The organism is Candidatus Corynebacterium faecigallinarum (genome assembly GCF_052264515.1).
GTDB lineage: Bacteria > Actinomycetota > Actinomycetes > Mycobacteriales > Mycobacteriaceae > Corynebacterium > Corynebacterium faecigallinarum.
Window position 1 is genome coordinate 50,279 of record NZ_JBQQOC010000013.1, and the last position, 19,493, is coordinate 69,771.

Genomic DNA, 19,493 nt, shown 5'->3' on the forward strand with positions numbered 1-19,493 from the left:
CAACGTGTTGAACCGCCTGGGAGCCCGTCTCCGGGACATCCCCCGCCGCACCGCGATCCTGCTGGGGTTGGCGGGAGCACTGCTGATGGCACTGTGCTCCCACGCCGTCGGCGCGACCCGCTACCGGGGCGGACTGCTGCAGGAGATCGGCTGGTCGAACGTCGGGTTCGGCCACCTCTACGGCATCGTGATCGCGATCATGTGGGTGGCGATCCTGCTGCTCATCGCCTCCTGGATCATTCTCGGTGGCCGGCTGGTGCGACTGGGTGAGCCGATCAGCGCCTGGCCGGTGGTGGCCTGGGTCGCCCCACTGGTGGTGGCCGGGCCGATGATGAGCCGGGACGTGTACTCCTACCTGATGCAGGGGACACTGGCCCGTGACGGGCACAACGCCTACGAAGTCGGGGCCTCCGCCAGTCCGGGCCGGATGTTCTTCGAGGTCAGTGCGGACTGGCGCAACACCACCACCCCCTACGGTCCACTGCATCTGTGGCTCGGCGAGGGCATTGTGCGGGTCACCGGGGAGAACGTCACCCTCGGTGTACTGGCCTACAAGCTCATCTCCATTGCCGGGCTGATCGCCCTGGTCTTCGCCGTCCGCGCCCTGGCCCGTGCCCTGACGTCCTCGGAACGCACCGCCGAGATCGCGGTATGGATCGGGGTGGTCAACCCACTGGCGGTCATCCACTTCATCGGCGGCATGCACAGCGAGGTGCTGATGATGCCGCTGGTGGTCGCCGCCCTGGTGCTGGGAATGCGGCTGGCACCGTGGCAGGGACTACTCGCCGGGTCGGCGTTGATCGCGGTGGCCGTCGCGCTGAAGGCCACCGCATTGTTCGCCCTGCCCTTCCTGGTGTGGATCTTCGTCGCCCGGGCGGCGGGGTCCCTCCCCGGTGCCGACGGCCCCCGTCGCAGTCTCCGGCAGGTGCTCGGCGATCTACGCGTCTTCACCGGCAGACGCTTCGGTGTCCTGCTTGCCGGCGGGGTGGCCTCGGTGGCTGCCACCGGCGGGGTTCTGGCGCTGGTCACCTGGGCCAGCGGTCAGACCTGGGGCTGGGTGGCCGAGATCAGCGGCAACTCCAAGGTGATCAACCCGCTGGCCTTGCCGTCACTGATCGCCGGGCTGCTGGCGCGTCCGATCGGACTGGTCAACGAGGACATCTACTTCAACGACATCCTCGAGGTGGTCCGTCCCATCAGCACGGTGCTCATGCTGCTCGGGCTGGTGGCGTGTTGGGTCATATGGCGGCGCGGCACCCGCGACGCCCTGGTGGGGGCGACGGCGGCCTACATGGTCACCTGCGTCTTCAACCCAGTGGTGCTGCCCTGGTACTATCTGGCGCCATTGGCCCTGGTCGGGGTGTGGCTGCGGGACCGGCGGGCACTGTTTGCCGTGGCCTGGCTGTCGATGACCACGTGCCTGATGTTCGACTCCGGCGGCGGTAACCGCCTCTACGACATCATCTGGATCGCCGTGTGCGGTGCCCTGATGTGGTGGGCTGCGCGTGCCTGCCTGCTACATGATGGCCATCGCCTGCGCACGGCGCATGACCTCACGGGCGAGGTGTCCGTGGAGCGCGTCGACCGGACGGCCCGGCAGTGACTCGTCCTCGGTGAAGAGGAAGTCCAGGATCTCCTCGTCGGAGTAGCCACCGTCGGACAACAGGGCGATCAGTCCGGGGACGAAGCGGTTGATCTCGCCCTGGTCGGTGAAGAATCGGGCCGGGATACGCCGGACACCGTCGACCTGCACGGCGATCAGCCGGTGCTGGTTCAGGTCGTCCATCACGCGGGTGACGATGACCCCGAGCAGGTCGGCGACATCGGGGACGGTCAGCAGGGGTTCCTGCTCCAGGTGGCCGGGCAGGTTCTGCTGCTCGTGCTGCTCGCTGTCGGACTGGGATGTGTTCTCATTCGTGCTCACGCTCCCCACCTTAACCGTTGCTGTCGACCCGCCGACGTATACTTCCCCTTTAGACCTGTAGGACACGAGGTGAGAGGGAGGCGTAGGCGATCACCGTGGAATCACTGCGCGCAGGAGACCTGCTGGACAACCGCTACCGTATCGGCGAAACCATCGCCCACGGTGGCATGTCGGTGGTCTACCACTGCGTGGACACCCGGCTGGACCGTGACCTCGCCGCGAAGGTGATGGATCCGGAATATGCCGCGGAACCGGCATTCCGGGCCCGTTTCGAACGTGAGGCCCGCGCAGTGGCCCGGCTGAACCACCGGTGCCTGGTGAATGTCTTCGACCAGGGCGTGGACCACACCGACGAGGGCGACCACGTCTTCCTCATCATGGAACTGGTTCCCGGTGGGACGCTGCGGGAACTGCTGCGGGAACGCGGTCCCATGCCGCCACACGCCGCGAGTGCGGTGATGGGCCCGGTGCTCGAGGCACTCGACCTTGCGCACGAGGCCGGCATGGTGCACCGTGACGTCAAGCCCGACAATGTGCTGATCCGCGATGACCACCAGGTCAAACTCGCTGACTTCGGCCTGGTCCGCGCCGCCCACCGGGACGTCGCCGCCGGCGCCCCGGTCATCGGTACCGCCGCCTACCTGGCGCCCGAGCAGGTGCGCGGACAGCAGGTCGGCCCGGCCGGTGACGTGTACTCCGCCGGTATCCTGCTGTTCGAGCTGCTGACCGGGCGCACCCCGTTCACCGGGGCGAACCCCGACGAGACCGCGGTAATGCGCCTGGAGCGGGATGTGCCACCACCGTCCTCCCTGATTGCCGGGGTGCCCGCCGAGATCGACGAACTGGTGCTGCGAGCCACCCGGCGCAACCCGGAGGAGCGCTTCGCCGACGGCGGGGAGTTCCTCGTCGCCGTGGAGGAGACGAAGACGCAGCTCGGCCTGCCAGATTTCCGGGTTCCCGCCCCCACCAACACCGCGGTGCGTCGGGCGTTGGCCGGGTCGGTCGTCAGCGACCGGCTCAGCTGGGACGACGACACCATGGCCACCAGCATGTTCCCCCAGCAGCCGGAACAGCCGGAGCAGCACACCGCCGAAACCAACCTGGTGCCACCGGTCCCCACCCCCATGCCGGACCAGCGTGACCACCCGGAACCCGAACCGGAACCGGGGTACCACGACGATGCCGACCACAGCGCAGCCCCCGCAGCGGCCGCCGCGTCCGGATCACCGGCACCGCGCCCGACGAAGCGTCCTACCCTGACCAACCGCGGCCCGGTCGCGAACGTGATCTGGGGCGTGCTGCTCATCGCGTTGATCGCCGCGGTGGCGATCGCCGGCTGGTGGGTCACCTCCGGACGCTACGGTGAGATCCCGGAGGTTCTCGGCCAGGATGTCTCGGGAGCCCAGGCCGCTATCGAGGCCGCCGGCTTCAGCGCCACCGTCACCCAGGTCTACTCCGATGACGAGGAGGTCGACGAGGTCGCCGGCACCGACCCCGGTGCCGGGGAACGCGTCCCCCGCGGCGACGAGGTCGCCGTCCTGGTCTCGCAGGGACGGCCGACCGTCCCACAACCCGGTGACGCGGACACCCTGGAGTCCTACCAGAAACGACTGGAGGACAGGACCCTGACCTGGACCGTCGGCGAGCAGGTCTACTCCGACGACGTGGAGACCGGCGGCATCGCCGAGCTCTCCCCGGAGGCCGGTGAGGAGGTCGACACCGGTACCGAGGTGACCATCCAGCTCAGCAAGGGTGCCGCCCCGGTGACAGTTCCCGATGTCGCCGGCATGTCCGAGGAACAGGCCCGCCGGGCCATCGAACGCGCCGGACTGACCGTCGGTGAGGTCACCGAACGCTTCGACGAGGACGTCGACGGCGGTGATGCCATCGGCACCGACGTCGACGCGGGCAAGGAGATCCCGGGCAAGTCGCCGGTCACCCTGGTGCTGTCGAATGCGATCACCGTGCCGGACCTGGAGGGCAAGAGCCCCGAGGAGGCCGCGGAGGCGCTCCATGAGCTGGGAATGTCGCCGGAGACCGGTGAAGGCACCTCCGACACCTCCGTCGACACCGGTGACATCGCCGCCCAGGAGCCGTCATCAGGCACCCGGGTCGATCCGGCCGAGTCCACGACGGTGACGCTGCACGAGTCCACAATGGTGCGCGTGCCCTTCGTCATCGGACGCTCGGTCGACAGTGCCCGCTCCATCCTGGAGGACGTCGGGCTCGAGGTGGAGATCGACGGGCGGGACAACGGCCGGGTGATCACCCAGTCCCCCGGTCCGAACGGTCGTGCCGGAAAGGGTGACACGGTCACCCTCCGCACGATCTAGGCTCGACTCAGGCACCCCCGTAACGAAGACCCCGGACCCGACACGGGTCCGGGGTCTTTCGCTCCCCTACTACGGTGCCTGCCGCCGCTTACTTGCGCAGCATCTCTGCAACGAGGAAGGCGAGCTCCAGTGCCTGCTGGGTGTTCAATCGCGGGTCGACCACCGTGGCGTAGCGCGACGGCAGGTCCAGGTCGGTGATGTCCTGGGCACCGCCGACGACCTCGGTGACGTCCTCACCGGTGAACTCGATGTGCACGCCACCGGGGTGGGAACCCGCGGCCCGGTGCACCTCGAAGAAGCCCTGGACCTCGTCGATGATGCGGTCGAAATCGCGGGTCTTGTAGCCGTTGGAGCTGGTGTAGGTGTTGCCGTGCATCGGGTCGCACTGCCAGATGACCTTGTGGCCGGTGGCCTCGACGGCCTCGACGATCGGGGGCAGAGCCTCCCGGATCTTGTCGTAGCCCATGCGCGAGATCAGGGTGAGTCGGCCCGGCTCGTTGTTCGGGTCGATCTTCTTGACGTAGGCGACGGCCTCCTCCGGGGTGGTCGTCGGGCCGATCTTCACACCGACCGGGTTGCCGATCAGGGCGGCGAAGGCAATGTGGAAGTCCTCCATGCCACGGGTGCGCTCACCGATCCACAGCTGGTGTGCGGAGAGGTTGTAGAGCGCGTCGTCGCCGTCCTCGTCGTGCGCCAGCCGCAGCATCGCGCGCTCGTAGTCGCGGAGCAGTGCCTCATGCGAGCAGTAGATGTCGGCGGTCTGCAGGGTGGAGTCGTTGACTCCGCAGGCCGCCATGAACTCCAGCCCACGCTCGATCTCCCCGGCCAGTGCCTCGTAGCGGGCACCGGCGCGGGAGTTCGCGACGAACTCGCGGTTCCACTCGTGCAGCTTCGCCAGGTCGGCGGTGCCCGAGCCGGTCAGTGCCCGCACCAGGTTCATCGCCGCGCCGGAGTTGGCGTAGGCGCGCACCATGCGCGAGGGGTCGTGACGACGACCCTCCTCGGTGCCCTCGATGCCGTTGACGATGTCGCCGCGGTAGTTCAGCAGGCCATTGCCGTCGCGGTCGGCCGAACGCGGCTTGGCGTACTGGCCGGCGATCCGGGCCATCTTCACCACCGGGGTGGAGGCACCGTAGGTCAGCACCACGGCCATCTGCAGCAGCGTCTTGATGTTGCCACGGATGTGCGGCTCGGTATTGGTCTCGAAGGTCTCGGCGCAGTCACCACCCTGGAGCAGGAAAGCCTTGCCGAGAGCCACGTCCCGCAGCTGCTCCTTGAGTCGCCGGACCTCCGGGGCCACCACGATCGGCGGAACGGACTCGAGGATCTTGCGGACGCGGTCGGCGTGCCCCTGGTCCCAGGACGGCTGCTGCTTCGCGTCACGCGCGACAACGTCCTGGAACTTCTCCTCGAGATCGCCGGGCAGCGGCGGCAGATCAGGGAGCTCGTCAAGTGGTGCGTCAATAGTCCAACCCATGGATGCCATCCTACGAGATGACGCGTCCGGATGGTGAACCGGAGGGTGTATGTCCGGCAGGGCCACCGCCCACGTCAGCGTCGGGCACCCATCGACTGGACGGAGAGCCGGTACTTGACCACGTTGAACCGGGCGTCCTGCAGGGCGTCATGGGCCGACCCGGTCATCTCCGGCAGGGTCGGCCGACCTGCGAATTCCCACAGTTGCTTGAGCTCCCGGGTGAACCGCGGCAGCTCGGCAGGGAGCTCGGTCATGTCACCCCACAACTGGGCCAGGGCGACATGGTCGTAGGCACCGACCCACGCCCACAGTTCAGGACGCTTCGCCGCCGGCAGCCAGTCCCCCTCCCGGTGGTTGGGAACCAGGAAGTCGAAGAGTCGACGGCGGATCTCCGCCCGCGACATCCACGCCTTGTCCGACCGCGGCGGCAGCAGCGGCAGGACGTTGCGGCGTACCCAGTCGCCGGCCTGACGTTCGTCGAACTCGGTGGATACGGCGTAGAACTCCCGGCCGTCCTCGGCGACGACACCGATCGACACCAGGTCGATGACGGTGCCGTCCTCAATGAACTCGGTGTCGTAGAAGTAGCGCACAGCAGTTGATTCTAGTCTGTCTCCACCCGAGGGTGCCGACGGGGCCGACGGGGCAGTGGCGGCGGGTAGAGAATCCACCGGATGAACGGCACCTTCCCCAGTAGGTAGAAGACATACCCGCTGAGCGCGCAGGTCAGCAGCCCCAGCACCACCTGCTGATGAAGTTCCATGACGACGCCGAAAGTGTCCGGGTCATACTGCGCCAGCCACGGCAGCAGTCGGACGTTGACCAGGTAGAGGAAGATCTGGTGGGAGACGTAGATCGGCAGGGTGTTGCGTCCGATGGCGGCGAAGACCCGTCGGATCCCGGGAATCCACGAGATCCACACCGCCACCACGATGGCCAGCGGTACGGCGGTGACGGTACGCACCAGGTCCATCAGACTCATCACCGAGTCATCGGACGCCGTCCAACCGCCGAGCGCCAGATGGTCGGCGACGGTGCCGTGCAGCCACTCCCAGCCGATGTACAGGACGGCCACGGCCACGATCACCCGCACGTCCTTCGCCAGTGTCGCCAGTCGCATGAACACCGCCCGGAAGTGCAGGCCGAGGAAGAAGGCCGGCAGGTACTGGGTGATGTGGGTGATCTCGTTGTAGCCGGCCATGCCGGTGAGCGCGACGACGAACGCCGGGATCACCGACAGTGCCACCGCGGCCAGCGGTGGTAACCGTCGGGTGAGGCAGGCAAGGATGTTGAAGACCATCAGCACGTACAGGAACCAGACGCCCGGATCACCGACGATGATGGTCCGGAGCAGGGTCGGAACGCTGAAGTTGTCGTCGATGACCAGGCGAGTCGCCGAGACGAAGGGGGTGAACACCAGGTAGGGCACCAGCAGGAACCACAGGCGGCGGTACCACAGGTCACCGAGGGTGCGTTCGATGACGCGGTGGGCGAACAGTCCGGAGACCAGGAAGAACATCGGCATCCGGACCGGGTCCATGACGTCGTTCAACCAGCTCCAGGCGGTCTCGCTCGCCCCGGGCACCCCGGTGACCACGTGCATGTAGCAGACCGCGATGATCGACATGCCCTTGGCACAGTCAGCCCACAGCAGGCGGTCGCCACCGGTGAACGTCGGCGCCTTGACCGTGGGAGCCTGGGGTTCTGACTGTGCTGACACGTCTGCCAAGGGTGCCCGAGGTACGCCCGTCGATCAATTCCCGGGGTTCAGCGGTAGTCTGGTCAGACGTGGACATCCGCACCCCTCGGCTCTCCCGTGGCCGCACCATCCCTACTGTTGCTGCTGTCGCTGCTGTCACTGTCGTCACCATCCTCGTCGCCGGGGTCGGTGTCGCCCGCAGCTTCCTCGAGGACGCCTTCAACTACCACATCGACTTCGATGTCTACCGGGCCGGTGGCCAGGCCGTCCTCGACGGCGAGCCGCTGTACGAGGGGGTCTTCCCCGTCAGCACCATCGCCCTGCCGTTCACCTATCCCCCGCTGTCGGCCCTGCTCTTCGTACCGATCGCCCTGCTGCCCAGTTGGGTGGGCTACATTCCTTTCGCTCTGGTCAGCGCGCTGTCACTGGTGCACGTCACCGTGATCGTACTCAATGCGCTGAGCACCGAGCGTGGTCCGGCCGGGACGAACCGGACGATGGCCCGCCGGACGACCTGGACCATCGGCTGGCTGCTGCTGCCGTTGGCGATCTGGATGTGGCCGATCACGCAGACCCTGTTCTACGGCCAGATCAACATCCTGCTGATGCTCATGGTCGTCGCCGACCTCCTGCTGCCGCGGACCCGGTGGCCTCGTGGGATGCTCATCGGCCTGGCCGCGGCGATCAAACTCACTCCGGCGGTCTTCGGACTGTACTTCCTGGTCAACCGTCAGTGGCGGGAGGCGGTGGTGAGTGTGGTCTCCGGGGTCGGGTTCACCGCCCTGGCCTGGCTGGTGTTGCCGGGGCAGTCGTGGACGTACTGGACCGAGACCATCACCGACCCTGCTCGGATCGGTGGGCTGGCATCGGCGGCGAACCAATCGGTCCGCGGCATGATCGCCCGCGCCAGTGGCAACCCCGAATCCATGGTGGGCTGGTACCTGGCGGTCGTGGTCATTGCCGTCGTGGTGGTGCTGGTGATGTTGGGTCAGATCGCCGACGGGGCCCACACCGCGGCGGTGTGCACGAATGCACTGCTGGCCCTGTTGGTGTCCCCGGTGAGCTGGGCCCACCACTGGGTGTGGGTACTTCCGATGGTGCTGGTGGCCTGGCACTGCTGGTCGGTGGAGCGGAGCCGGGGCGCGGGCCTGCTCACCGTCCTGACGGTGGCGGTGTCCTTACTGCCGATGCACCTCTTCTTCCCAACCCACAGCAATGTCGAGATGCAGTGGTCGGGGTGGATGCAGGTGGCCGGATCCGGGTACGTGGTGCTCGGCCTACTGTGGCTGCTCTGGCAGTTCGGGAACGTGTGCCGACTGGCTTACAGCCGGTACCGCAGGAACCGCGGCTTGGGCTTCTTCCCCAGGGTGCGGCCGGTTCCGGGCTCCGCGCCCTCCGGGTAGCCCTCGCTGGCCTCCAGGGACTTCTTGATGTCCGCGGCGTAGTGCTCCTCCACGTACTCCTGGCCGGAGAGCTCGGCGATGCGCTCCATCACGTAGTTGGTCAGGGCGCGGGCCTGCTCGTACTCGTCACCGGCGTCGGCGAAGTCCGCCGGGTCGATGCGGTCACCGACGACCACACCGACGCGGTAGGGACGCAGCAGCCAGGAGCCGGCGATATTGGCCTTCTCGGTGTCGATCATCGCCACCGGGTGGACCGGGGCGCCGGAGGCCAGCGCGATACGTGCCATACCGGTCTTACCGCGGTAGAGCCGTCCGTCCGGTGACCGGGTGCCCTCCGGGTACATGCCCAGCGGGTCGCCCTTGTCCAGCACCTTCAGGGCGGTGTTCAGGGCGGCGGCCTGCGAATCCTTGTCACCGCGGTCGATCGGCACCTGGCCGACCGAGGAGAAGAACCATTTCTGGATGCCACCGGCGAAGCCCGGCGTGGTGAAGTACTCCTTCTTCGCCAGGAAGGTCAGCTGCCGCTTCAACAGCAGCGGGAAGTAGAGCGAGTCCATGACAGCCAGGTGGTTGGAGGCCATCACGACCGGACCCTCGGCGGGAATGTTCTCCAGGCCCCGGGCGAACGGTCGGTTGATGAGCCACAGCCACGGCCCGACGACGACGTTCTTCAACCACCAGTAAGTGCGGTTCTGCACGTTTGCTATCCCTTTCGCGAAATGACTGCGGGGTTCCCCGCTAGAAGCGCCGCACCGATCATACCCGCCTCGGAGCCCAGACTGGCGGGTTCCACGCGGGCGACCGGACGGAATCCGGCACCGACGACCGAGGAACCCATCTCCTCGCGCGCAGTGGGAAGGTAGAGGTCGGCATCGGCGGCGACACCGCCGCCCAGGACGATCAGCTCCGGGTCCAGGATGTCCTGCACCACCGACAGCCCGCGGCCCAGCCAACGGGCGAAATCTTCGATGACCTCGGCGGCCAGGAGGTCACCGTCGCGGGCCAGTCCGACGATGCTGCGCCCGGTGATCTACTCCGGACGAGTGTGGAAGAGCTGCGACAGCAGACTCTCCGGGTGCCGACCGGTGGCGATGAACTCCAGGGCGGTCAGTTCCAGGCCGCTGCCGGAGCAGTACCGCTCCAGGCAACCGCGTTTGCCGCACGGGCAGGCACGTCCACCGGGAACCACGGTGAGGTGGCCGAATTCCGGGGCGGTGCCGTAGGCGCCGCGGTAAATCTGCCCGTCCTGCACCAGTGCGCCACCGATGCCGGTACCGACGGCGAACAGTACCCACGTCGATGCGTCCTGACCTGGTCCGAGGATGTTCTCGCCCCACGCTGCGGCATTCGCGTCATGCTCCAGGACGACCGGCAGCCCCAGCATCGAGGACAACCGGTCGCGGACGTCACTGTCGCGCCACGGCAGGTGCGGTGCGAAACGAACCCGGTCCTGCTCGGCGGTGATGAAACCGGCGACCGCGAGTCCCACCGCGCTCACCCCGTGGCGCTGGCGCAGTGCCGACACCACCAGGGTGATGGCCTTCTCCAGTGCAGCGACCGAACTCGGGGTCGGTAGCTGCTCGACGTCCAGGACCTGGCCCTGCGGGGTAACGACGGCGGCCCGGAGATTGGTGCCACCGATGTCTATGCCGATGGTCAGGGATGCGGGGGCGGACATTCGTCCTAGCGTATCGGTCACGCGCGCCAGTTCCAACTGTGTCGTCCGGGGTACGTACCGTTGCCGTCGAGCACCACGGACAGCTCCCGGCCCAGAACATTCCAGTTCCAGGCGTCCTGGACGTAGGCCCGTCCGCGCTCGGCATAGCTGGCGGCCCGCTCGGCGTCTGTGAGCAGTGCGGCAACACAGGACGCCACGGCCGCGACATCGGTGCCGTCGACGACGTCGCCGGTCACCCCGTCCTGGACGGTCTCCGGTGCCCCTCCCCCGTCGCCGGCGATCGTCGGGACGCCACAGGCCTGGGACTCCAAGAATACGATGCCCAGTCCCTCGACGCTGAAACCGCCGCCCTGGGTGCGCACCGGCATGGCGAAAACGTCACCGGCGCAATAGTGCGCGACCAGCTCGTCGTAGTCGACCGGTCCGGTGAAAGTGACATGTTCCGCCACGCCCAGGGCGTTGGCCCGGCTGCGCAGCGACTCGGCGTAGTCGCCGGGGCCGACGATGAGCAGGTGGGCGTCCGGCACCTCGTGCAGGATCTGCGGCAGGGACTCCACCAGGGTGTCCTGGCCCTTACGGGCGACGACGCGGGAGACGCACACGATGACCTTCCGGTCGTCGATGCCGTGTCGCGCACGGATCATCGCCCGGCCCTGCGGATCGGGGCGGAAGACGGTGGAGTCGACTCCGCCAGGCATGGGTTCCCAGGCGACGTCTGGGCCGAAACAGTCGCGGAATCGGTTGCGGGCGTAGCGCGAGACATAGGTCAGGCAGTCCGTCCGGCGTCCGATGGCGCGCAGGACGGAACGTCCACCGGGCACCATCGACCACCCGACCTCGTGGCCGTGGGTGGATGCCACCACGCGGCTGGCCCCGGCACGGCGGGCCGCCGCACCCATCAGGGTCATGGGGGTCGAGGAACCGAACCAGACGGTGTCGATGTCTCGTTCGGTGATCAGCTGTGCCATCCGACGGGCCGTCGCCGGAGTGGGCAGCATGATCCGACGTGGCCACCGGACGACCTCGTACGGAAGTGAGGCGTCGTACTCCTCGGCGGCGGCAGGGTCCTGTGTGGAGGCGAAGACGGTGAGGGCGCCGGGGCTGCGCCGTTCGAGTTCGGCGCAGTAGTCGCGCAGGTAGCTCTGGATTCCGCCGACGGTCGGCGGGAAGTCATTGGTGACCAGGAGGACCCTGCTGCTACTGCCGGGCATGGGTGGTTAGTACCGCGCCGCGCCGGCGAAAGGCATGCTGTCCACGCTGACGACCTGGACCGGGATGCCGTAGTCCGAGGCGTGGACGATCTGACCGTCGCCAATGTACATGCCGACGTGGGTCACCCCCGGGTAGAAGCCGACGATGTCGCCGGGCTGCAGGTCCCCGCGCGACACCGAGGTGCCGCCGGCGATCTGTGCGGAGGAGGTACGTGGGATCGACTTGCCGCTCTGCTGGTAGGCCCAGAGCATCAGCCCGGAGCAGTCGAAGGAATCCGGCCCGGTGGCACCCCAGGAGTACGGGGAACCGAGCTTGGACATCGCCGCGCCGACCACGCCGGAGGCATCGGTGAGCTCACCCAGGAACTCCTTGACGTCGACGTCGATCGGGCCATTCCGGTCTGCCCAGCGACGCTTCTCCTCCGGGCTGAGGCCGTCGACGGCCGTGGCGATCTGGGTCTTGAGCTCCTCCAGGGCATCGGTGCGCTCCTCAAGCTCACGCTCCTGGGAATGCAGCACGCTGAGCTGGAAGTCGGCGGAGGCCTTGGCGCGCTGCGCCCGGCTCTCCTGCTCGTCGGCCTCGCGCAGACTGTCCTGCAGATCGGCGAGCTTGCCGGAGCGGTCGGCGTTGAGCGCACTGGCGAAGGCCCGACGGTCGATGGCGTCCTGTGGGTTGGACGCACCGGCGACCGCGGTGACCGGGTCGATGACGGCACCGCGGTAGAGGGACTGGGACAGCTCGGTGACCGGGGTGCGGGAGTCCTCGACGGCGGCGCGGGCACGGTCGACCTCTGCGGTGAGTCGCTCGGAGGTGCGGTTGGTGGCGTCGAGCCGCCCGCGTGCGTCCTCGATCTCGGCGCGGTTCTCCTCGACCTCGTCGCTGGTGACCTGGGCCTGGCGGGAGACCTCTTCGAGGCGCTCGAGCAGACCATCTGCGTCGGTGGGGAGCGGGGAGGTGTCGACCTCTCCGGCAGAGGATGCTGCATCGTCAGGGTCACCGACCGCGATACCGACGGTGCCGACGGTCCCGAGGGCCAGGGCGGCGGTGATTCCGAGCCCGGCGACGGCGCGGGCGGTGCGACTGGAGGGTGCCGGGGTGGCCGCGTTGGCGGCCGTGGTGGTTGCCCGAAGACGGTGGCTAGTCACTGTCGTTGATCCTCTTCCCATGATCAGGTGTAATGCGCATATAATGCCACAACTTCGTTATGGATCCGTAATTCATACGCGACGCAGCCCCGTGGTCGGGCCCGGCCGTGTCGGCAGGGTCGTGCACGGGGCTGCGGAAAGTGGCGCGCCTTGGCGCGCGATGGTGCGGTCCTAGAAACGGACGGCGTTGTTGACCGGCATGTAGTTCAGGTCGTTGACCTTGACCGGGGTGCCGGAGTTCACGGCGTGCACGACCTTGTTGTCGCCGATGTAGATGGCAACGTGGGAGGCGCCACCGTAGTAGGAGACGATGTCGCCCGGCTTCAGGGCGTTCAGCGACACCGGGGTACCGGAGTATGCCTGGTCGCTGGAGGTACGCGGGATGGACTTGCCGAACTGGCCGTAAGCCCAGCTGGTCAGGCCGGAACAGTCGAAGGCATCCGGACCGGCGGCACCCCAGGAGTAGGGGGCGCCCTGCTTGGACATGGCGGCGTCGGCGATCTTCTGGCCGACGCTCTTGGAGGCGGACGGGGCCGCGGGGGCGGACGGGGCGGAGGCCCGGTCGGCGGAGGCGAGGTAGGCGTCGACGTCCACGTACTGGCCGGCGAAGTCAACGGCCTCGCTGGGGGCCTCAACCGAGTGGTTGGTGCCCGGAACCTGGACGGTCACGGCCTGCGCGGTCGCGGGGAGCGCGATGACTGCGCCCACGCCCACTGCAGCTGCCACGGCGGCGTTGCGGCGGGAGTGGTCCTTCTTCAAGCTGTGCTTGCCCATGATGTGGATAGTGCCTTTCATGCTCGCTGTCGGGGCTGTCGTTATCTCTGGCGATGTGGTCGCCCCTTAAGGTCACGAGAAGATTACGAAATGATCTCGAGCTTGTCCAACTCCCACACCGTGACCAGACCGGTGCAGGACCGTTATCTAACCGTTATTGAATCGCGACCAAAGCTCGACCCTATCGGCAGCGTGTGAACCCGGGCCACTCAGAGCATGACTTGACCTGCATTTATATGGGATCGGAGCCGGTCAGTACGAGCACTGCAATCCCGCACGGTCGACCGGAGGAAAGATAAATGTGATCCTCGTCACATACGGCGAACGTGTCGGTCTGCTGACCAGCTGCTGTGACCATCAGTCACATGCGTCACAGGGACACAGAAACGACAGGGACGACACAGAGCCACAGCAAGACACACGCGCAGTCGACGTAGAGTAGATGACTGTGATCCCTCGACCTGACTCCCCGGCTCAGTCTCTGTCTCAGTCTCTGTCTCAGTCTCTGTCCGCGGCACTCCGTGACTGCGTCATCCTCGACTGCGAGACCACAGGACTGGATCCGGACAATGACCGCATCATCGAGGTCGCCGCCGTCCACCTCGTGGACGGGGACATCGTCGAGTCCGTCCATTCCCTCGTGGACCCGGGCATCCCCCTCCCCCAGGTGATCACCGGGCTGACCGGAATGACCGACGCCGACCTGTCTGGACAGCCTCCGGTCTCAGCGGTGCTCGACGATCTTGTGACGTTGACGAGGGACCGCACCCTGGTCGGACACAACGTCTCCTTCGACATGGCCTTCATCAACGGCGAGCTCCGCCGTGAGGGACGGGCCAGCCTCGAGGCGGACTCGACGCTGTGTACCGCGGAGAGCGCCCGGGAGCTCATTCCGAGGGAGAAGGTAGGTCGGTACCGTCTGGACCGGCTGGCCGCCGTCCTTGGGTTAGCGCACTCCCCTGTCCACCGCGCGCAGGAGGACGTGCTCGCCACGGTGGATCTGTTGCAGTGGCTCCAACGCGCCGCAGCGGACACGTGAGGAGACATAGACAGCGCCCCACCGTGATGATCACGGTGGGGCGCTGTCTGGAGTGGTGTCGGGCTACGGGTTCTCGTGGCCCTCGCCGCCGAGCTGGCGGCGGTTCTCCTCCTGGAGACGGATCAGCATCTCCTTGCGCTCCTTCTCGTTGGCCTCCTCGATCTCCTCGACCTGGCGGACGATGTTTTCGGGGTCAGGCTTGAACAGGGAACCACGTCCGGGGGCACCGGCGAAGCCGAGCTGGTTGAGCTTGGTGGGCACCTGCGCACCGGCGTACGGCAGCGGGATCGGGTGTCCGTGCTCGTCCACCGGGCCGATGGGCTGGTGGACCTCGATGAAGCCGCCGCTGGGCAGCTGGCGGATGGTACCGGTCTCGATCCCGTGCTCCAGCACCGCGCGGTCGTTGCGCTGGAGACCCAGGCAGATCCGGTAGGTGATGAAGTACGCCAGCGGCGGAAGCAGGATGAAGCCGATACGTCCGGCCCAGGTCATCGCATTCAGCGAGATGTTGAAGAACGCGGCGACGTGGTCGTTACCACCGGAGACCGTGAGGATGACGTAGGTGACCAGTGCCATGACACCGAGGGAGGTGCGGACCGGAACGTCGCGCGGACGCTGCAGCAGGTTGTGGTGCGCGGTGTCCTTGGTGAAGTGCTGTTCGATCCAGGGGTAGGCGAACAGCAGGACAACGAGCAGCCCCAGCAGGACAGCGACCCAGACCACGGCCGGGATCGTGTAACTACCCAGGTACAGCTCCCAGGCCGGCATGATACGTGCCGCACCATCCGTCCACAGCATGTAGATGTCAGGCTGCGAACCGGCAGAGACCTGTGATGGGTTGTACGGTCCCAGGTTCCATATCGCGTTGATCTGGAAGACACCGGCCAGCAGTGCCACGAAGCCGAAGGTGATCAGGGCGAACGATGCAGCGTGAACGCCGAACACCGGGATGACTCGGGCACCCACGACGTTGCGCTCGGTACGGCCCGGTCCGGGGAACTGGGTGTGCTTCTGGTACCAGACCAGCGCGAGGTGGGCAGCGATCAGGGCAAGCAGGATCGCGGGGATCAGCAGCACGTGCGCGATGTAGAGGCGCGGGATGATGATGTCACCCGGGAAGTCACCGGCGAACATGATCCAGTGGAGCCAGGTACCGATGATCGGCAGGCCGATGATGATGGCGGACATGATGCGCAGACCCACACCGGAGAGCAGGTCGTCCGGCAGGGAGTAGCCCATGAAGCCCTCGGCGATGGACAGCAGCAGCAGGACGCAGCCGATGACCCAGTTCGCCTCACGCGGCTTACGGAACGCACCGGTGAAGAAGATGCGCATCATGTGGACCATGATCGACACCGCGAAGAGCAGTGCCGCCCAGTGGTGCACCTGGCGGATGAACAGACCGCCGCGGACCTCGAAGGAGATGTCCAGGGCTGTCGCGTAGGCACGAGACATCTCGACACCGTTCAGCGGTGCGTAGGCGCCGTCGTAGATGACCTTGGCCATCGAGGGGTCGAAGAACAGTGTCAGGTAGACACCCGACAGCAGCAGGATGATGAAGGAGTAGAGCGCGATCTCACCGAGCATGAAAGACCAGTGGCTCGGGAAGACCTTGTTGATCTGCTTCCTCAGCCCGCCTGCAGCGGTGTAACGCTCATCGAAGTTGTTGGCCGCCTCTGCCACGCGGGACGGCTTGGTGGGTGTGCTCATGACTGACGCTCCCAGAAGGCAGGGCCGACGGGCTCGACGAAGTTCTTGTCAGCGTACAAGAACCCGTCCTCATCGACGTTGATGGACAGCTCGGGCAGTGCACGGGCGGCCGGACCGAACACCGGCTTACCCCAGTGCAGTGCATCGAACTGCGACTGGTGGCACGGGCACAGGATTCGGTTGGTCTGCTGCTCGTACAGCGAGGTGGGGCAACCGATGTGGGTACAGATCTTCGAGTAGGCGTAGTAGTCACCGTAGTGGAAGTCCTCCTGGCCGTCACGCTGGACAGCCTTCAGGGCATCCTCGTGACGCAGACGGATCAGCATCACGGAGTTACGGGAGCCGTGGATGGAGTGCATCTGCTCCTCGTAGACGTCCTTGGCCGGATCGAAGGCATCGTGGTCGTTGACCATATCCTCGGTCATCGGGAAGACGGTCTCCATGGAGCCGGCGTCCAGGTCCTCCGGGCGAACACGGACCAGGCGGTTGACGCCCTGGGTGGTCCAGTGTCCGTGGTGCTCCTCGGCGATGGCACCGGTGTCGCGGCCCAGGTAGACCTTGGTGCCGTCGTTGACCAGGGTCCAGCCCGTGGTCCACAGGGTGCCGTCGCCGGCGATACCCATCTTGGAGGTGGGCTTCCACGGGTTCTTGACGATGCCGCCCAGCGGCAGGACGATGGCGACGCCGGCCAGCGCCACACCGGCACCGCCCAGCCCCATCAGAACCTTGCGGCGACCCAGGGTCGAGGTCTTCCACGCATCGTTGAGCAGCGCGGACATCGTACGGCGGTCGATCTCGTCAGAGGGACCGTCGTGACGCTTCTGGACCGCGATCTCCTCCGGAACGAACTTCTTGGAGAACTGGACTGCGCCGACACCCAGGCAGATGATGGCCAGGCCGGAGGTGATGCCCAGCATCGGGGTGTAGAGGGTGTACCACGAGAGGCCGTCCTCCTCGAGGTGCTTGTACTCCCAGGGCCAGAAGAGGTAGACCGCGACGAAGGCGAGGCCGAACACGACCGACAGTGCCCACCAGAAACCGACACCGCGGGCGGCACGCTTCTCGGCGGGGTCGCCCTCGACGGGGAAACGCTCCTTGCGGTAGGCGATGGTGACATCATCGAGCTCGGTGCCGATACGGGCGAGCTCCTCGTCGCTCATGCCCTTGATCTCTTCTTCAGAGTAGGTGACGTTGTTATCACTCATGACCGGGTTCCAATCCACATAGCCGCACCGATGAGCACGACGATTCCGGCAATCCACATCAGCATGCCCTCGGTGACCGGGCCGATACCGCCGAGGCCGTAGCCACCGGGGTTCGGGGTCTCTTCCGCGGACTTGATGTAGGCGATGATGTCCTTCTTCTCGTCAGCGGAGAGCTGACGGTCGGAGAACTTAGGCATGTTCTGCGGACCGGTGAGCATGGCCTGGTAGATCTCCTGCTCATTCGCCTCGTCCAGCGGCGGCGCGTGCTTACCGCCGGAGAGTGCACCACCCTTACCGGTGAAGTTGTGGCAGGACGCACAGTTGAGACGGAAAAGGTCGGAACCGCGGGCGACGTCCTTCGGGTCGATCGCGCCGTCCTCGTTGTGGGAGCCACGCAGGGACTCCATGGCGATGTTCCCGTCGTCATCCTTGACGATGCCGGGGCCGCCACCGTTGGCGTTGACGTAGGCGGCGAGCGCCAGAGTCTGAGCCTCGTTGAAGCGCGGGTCCTTACGATCGGCCTGGGCCTCGTTGCGCTTCATCGGCATACGGCCGGAGTGCACCTGGAAGTACACGGAACCTTCGCCGACGCCGACCAGGGAGGGACCGCGGTCCTGGACACCCTGGAGGTTGGCACCGTGGCAGGTGATACAGGCGACCTCGTAGATCTCCTGTCCCTGGGTGATCATCTGCTCCGCGTCCATCTCTGCGGTGGCAGTCTGCTGGTCAGGCGTGAACGCCTGCGCGACAAGACCTGCACCGGTCAGACCGAGCACGAGCGCAAGCGCCCCGGCCATCGTACGGCGCAGCTTGCGTCGGGTTCGACGCTTCTTGCCTGTTGTGGAAGCCGTGGCGGCGGTTGCCGGCGGCTGCTCCCCCTCGGGAGTGGGATTGTTGATATCCATCTTGTTCCCTTTAACTCGTCATTTGGAAGGCGATGGGCTTAACGGCCGAGCGTCACACATCGGCCCGTCCGGCCTACTGGATGAAGTAAATCGTGATCCACAGTCCGATCCACACGACGTCGACGAAGTGCCAGTAGTACGACACGACGACGGCGGATGTGGCCTGGGCCGGAGTGAACTTCGATTTCACCGTGCGAAGAAGAATGACCACGAAAGCAAGCACGCCGGCGATGACGTGTGCGCCGTGGAAGCCGGTGGTGATGAAGAACACCGACCCGTAGACGCTGCTCTGGATCGTGGTGCCCTCCTGCACCAGCATCACGTACTCATATCCCTGGCCGAGGATGAAGAGCGTCCCCAGCGCGATGGTGAGTGCGTACCACTTCCGCAGGCCGAAGACGTCGCCGCGCTCGGCGGCGAACACTCCCCACTGTGCGGTGAACGACGATGACACCAGAATCACGGTGATCGCCAGGGCGAACGGGACGTTCAGATGTGTGGGCTCCGACGGCCAATTGCCGCCGGAGTTCGCCTTCGAGACGAAGTACATCGCGAACAGTCCCGCGAAGAACATCAATTCCTGAGACAGGAACACAATCGTGCCGACGCTGACCATATTCGGTCGGTTCAGCGTCACGGCACGCTGTGGTGCTGCCATGCTTTGGTTTCCAACTGCGCTCGTCACGCCTACAAGTATGGCCGACGGCTCACCCATAGTCGATTCGCAACCCCGGTTCGACACGCCCAATCTGCAAAACTGCAGGTCGCACTTCCAGATTTCCTGGCAACTCACCACAAACGGGGTTAGTCGGGAACTCCCCCGCCCCCATATCCGACGCGTCACCATAACTGCAGGTGAGTCCCCGTCCCCTTTGATAATGCGCGGAACTCGACCGGCTCGACCACAGAGCAGCACCACCCCCGTAAAGGGGCGGCCGGGAACCGCAGCCCACCGCAGCGTCCGCGGTCACCACACCAGGGTACCGCGA

The 19,493-nt window shown here is 66.4% G+C and carries 16 protein-coding genes and 1 pseudogene; 4 read left to right on the forward strand and 13 right to left on the reverse strand.

Features of this window, described 5'->3' with window-relative positions; translation table 11 throughout:
- The first annotated feature begins 4 nt into the window (after positions 1-4).
- Complete coding sequence (locus ACTXPP_RS08525; RefSeq protein ID WP_443341795.1) at positions 5-1,603, forward strand: alpha-(1->6)-mannopyranosyltransferase A; 1,599 nt, start codon at positions 5-7, stop codon at positions 1,601-1,603.
- Here the strand turns inward: ACTXPP_RS08525 and ACTXPP_RS08530 are convergent.
- Positions 1,517-1,867, reverse strand: a complete 351-nt coding sequence (locus tag ACTXPP_RS08530; RefSeq protein WP_301494852.1) for an Rv2175c family DNA-binding protein — start codon at positions 1,865-1,867, stop codon at positions 1,517-1,519. The two genes, ACTXPP_RS08525 and ACTXPP_RS08530, sit on opposite strands and share 87 nt — an antisense overlap.
- Positions 1,868-2,019: 152 nt before the next feature.
- Between ACTXPP_RS08530 and pknB the strand changes: the two genes are divergently transcribed.
- A complete protein-coding gene (pknB, locus tag ACTXPP_RS08535) occupies positions 2,020-4,257 on the forward strand; it encodes a Stk1 family PASTA domain-containing Ser/Thr kinase (protein WP_301494846.1) in 2,238 nt (745 codons plus the stop codon).
- Positions 4,258-4,345: 88 nt separating this feature from the next.
- On the opposite strand, the gene ACTXPP_RS08540 is transcribed toward pknB, so the two are convergent.
- The 3 genes from ACTXPP_RS08540 to ACTXPP_RS08550 all read right to left on the reverse strand — a co-directional run bounded on the left by ACTXPP_RS08540 (position 4,346) and on the right by ACTXPP_RS08550 (position 7,454).
- Entirely contained in the window at positions 4,346-5,734 is a 1,389-nt protein-coding gene (locus ACTXPP_RS08540) for a class II 3-deoxy-7-phosphoheptulonate synthase (RefSeq protein ID WP_443341797.1), read from the reverse strand.
- A gap of 74 nt (positions 5,735-5,808) precedes the next feature.
- Positions 5,809-6,327 (reverse strand): polyadenylate-specific 3'-exoribonuclease AS, encoded by a 519-nt coding sequence (locus ACTXPP_RS08545; RefSeq protein ID WP_301494843.1) that lies wholly within the window; start codon positions 6,325-6,327, stop codon positions 5,809-5,811.
- An 11-nt stretch (positions 6,328-6,338) separates the two neighbouring features.
- The gene (locus tag ACTXPP_RS08550; RefSeq protein WP_443341798.1) at positions 6,339-7,454 is read right to left on the reverse strand and encodes an acyltransferase family protein; all 1,116 of its coding nucleotides are present in this window, start codon (positions 7,452-7,454) and stop codon (positions 6,339-6,341) included.
- A 68-nt stretch (positions 7,455-7,522) separates the two neighbouring features.
- On the opposite strand from ACTXPP_RS08550, the gene ACTXPP_RS08555 reads away from it, so the two are divergent.
- Entirely contained in the window at positions 7,523-8,836 is a 1,314-nt protein-coding gene (locus ACTXPP_RS08555) for a glycosyltransferase 87 family protein (RefSeq protein ID WP_301494839.1), read from the forward strand.
- Here the strand turns inward: ACTXPP_RS08555 and ACTXPP_RS08560 are convergent.
- The 5 genes and pseudogenes from ACTXPP_RS08560 to ACTXPP_RS08580 form a co-directional block, all read right to left on the reverse strand.
- Positions 8,755-9,534: a lysophospholipid acyltransferase family protein gene (locus ACTXPP_RS08560; protein ID WP_301494837.1), complete on the reverse strand. Its 780-nt coding sequence runs from the start codon at positions 9,532-9,534 to the stop codon at positions 8,755-8,757. The genes ACTXPP_RS08555 and ACTXPP_RS08560 overlap by 82 nt on opposite strands.
- Positions 9,535-9,539: 5 nt before the next feature.
- Positions 9,540-10,514 (reverse strand): annotated as a pseudogene (locus ACTXPP_RS08565) (ROK family protein).
- 17 nt (positions 10,515-10,531) lie between these two features.
- Positions 10,532-11,725 carry a glycosyltransferase family 4 protein gene (locus tag ACTXPP_RS08570; RefSeq protein WP_301494833.1) on the reverse strand — a complete coding sequence of 398 codons (1,194 nt, stop codon included), beginning with the start codon at positions 11,723-11,725 and terminating at the stop codon, positions 10,532-10,534.
- Positions 11,726-11,731: 6 nt separating this feature from the next.
- The gene (locus ACTXPP_RS08575) at positions 11,732-12,892 is read right to left on the reverse strand and encodes an NlpC/P60 family protein (protein ID WP_443341800.1); all 1,161 of its coding nucleotides are present in this window, start codon (positions 12,890-12,892) and stop codon (positions 11,732-11,734) included.
- Positions 12,893-13,042: 150 nt separating this feature from the next.
- On the reverse strand, positions 13,043-13,645 hold the full coding sequence (locus ACTXPP_RS08580; protein WP_301494829.1) for a C40 family peptidase: 603 nt from the start codon (positions 13,643-13,645) through the stop codon (positions 13,043-13,045).
- Positions 13,646-14,093: 448 nt separating this feature from the next.
- Between ACTXPP_RS08580 and ACTXPP_RS08585 the strand changes: the two genes are divergently transcribed.
- Positions 14,094-14,684 (forward strand): 3'-5' exonuclease, encoded by a 591-nt coding sequence (locus ACTXPP_RS08585; protein WP_301494827.1) that lies wholly within the window; start codon positions 14,094-14,096, stop codon positions 14,682-14,684.
- A 63-nt stretch (positions 14,685-14,747) separates the two neighbouring features.
- Here ACTXPP_RS08585 and qcrB read toward each other — a convergent pair whose 3' ends face one another.
- The 4 genes from qcrB to ctaE form a co-directional block, all read right to left on the reverse strand.
- Positions 14,748-16,394 (reverse strand): cytochrome bc1 complex cytochrome b subunit, encoded by a 1,647-nt coding sequence (gene qcrB / locus ACTXPP_RS08590; protein ID WP_301520498.1) that lies wholly within the window; start codon positions 16,392-16,394, stop codon positions 14,748-14,750.
- Positions 16,391-17,599 (reverse strand): cytochrome bc1 complex Rieske iron-sulfur subunit, encoded by a 1,209-nt coding sequence (qcrA, locus tag ACTXPP_RS08595; RefSeq protein WP_301494823.1) that lies wholly within the window; start codon positions 17,597-17,599, stop codon positions 16,391-16,393. Before qcrA ends, qcrB begins: the two co-directional genes overlap by 4 nt.
- Positions 17,596-18,504, reverse strand: a complete 909-nt coding sequence (gene qcrC / locus ACTXPP_RS08600; RefSeq protein ID WP_301520499.1) for a cytochrome bc1 complex diheme cytochrome c subunit — start codon at positions 18,502-18,504, stop codon at positions 17,596-17,598. The genes qcrA and qcrC overlap by 4 nt, the downstream gene beginning before the upstream one ends.
- A gap of 73 nt (positions 18,505-18,577) precedes the next feature.
- Positions 18,578-19,189: an aa3-type cytochrome oxidase subunit III gene (gene ctaE / locus ACTXPP_RS08605; protein ID WP_301494820.1), complete on the reverse strand. Its 612-nt coding sequence runs from the start codon at positions 19,187-19,189 to the stop codon at positions 18,578-18,580.
- Positions 19,190-19,493 lie beyond the last annotated feature (304 nt).

Coding starts and splice junctions, on each gene's coding strand:
- qcrC (WP_301520499.1), bottom strand. CDS start 18,504: ATGGATATCAACAATCCCACTCCCGAGGGGGAGCAGCCGCCGGCAACC.
- qcrB (WP_301520498.1), bottom strand. CDS start 16,394: ATGAGCACACCCACCAAGCCGTCCCGCGTGGCAGAGGCGGCCAACAAC.
- ACTXPP_RS08580 (WP_301494829.1), bottom strand. CDS start 13,645: ATGGGCAAGCACAGCTTGAAGAAGGACCACTCCCGCCGCAACGCCGCC.
- ACTXPP_RS08540 (WP_443341797.1), bottom strand. CDS start 5,734: ATGGGTTGGACTATTGACGCACCACTTGACGAGCTCCCTGATCTGCCG.
- ACTXPP_RS08570 (WP_301494833.1), bottom strand. CDS start 11,725: ATGCCCGGCAGTAGCAGCAGGGTCCTCCTGGTCACCAATGACTTCCCG.
- qcrA (WP_301494823.1), bottom strand. CDS start 17,599: ATGAGTGATAACAACGTCACCTACTCTGAAGAAGAGATCAAGGGCATG.
- ACTXPP_RS08575 (WP_443341800.1), bottom strand. CDS start 12,892: ATGGGAAGAGGATCAACGACAGTGACTAGCCACCGTCTTCGGGCAACC.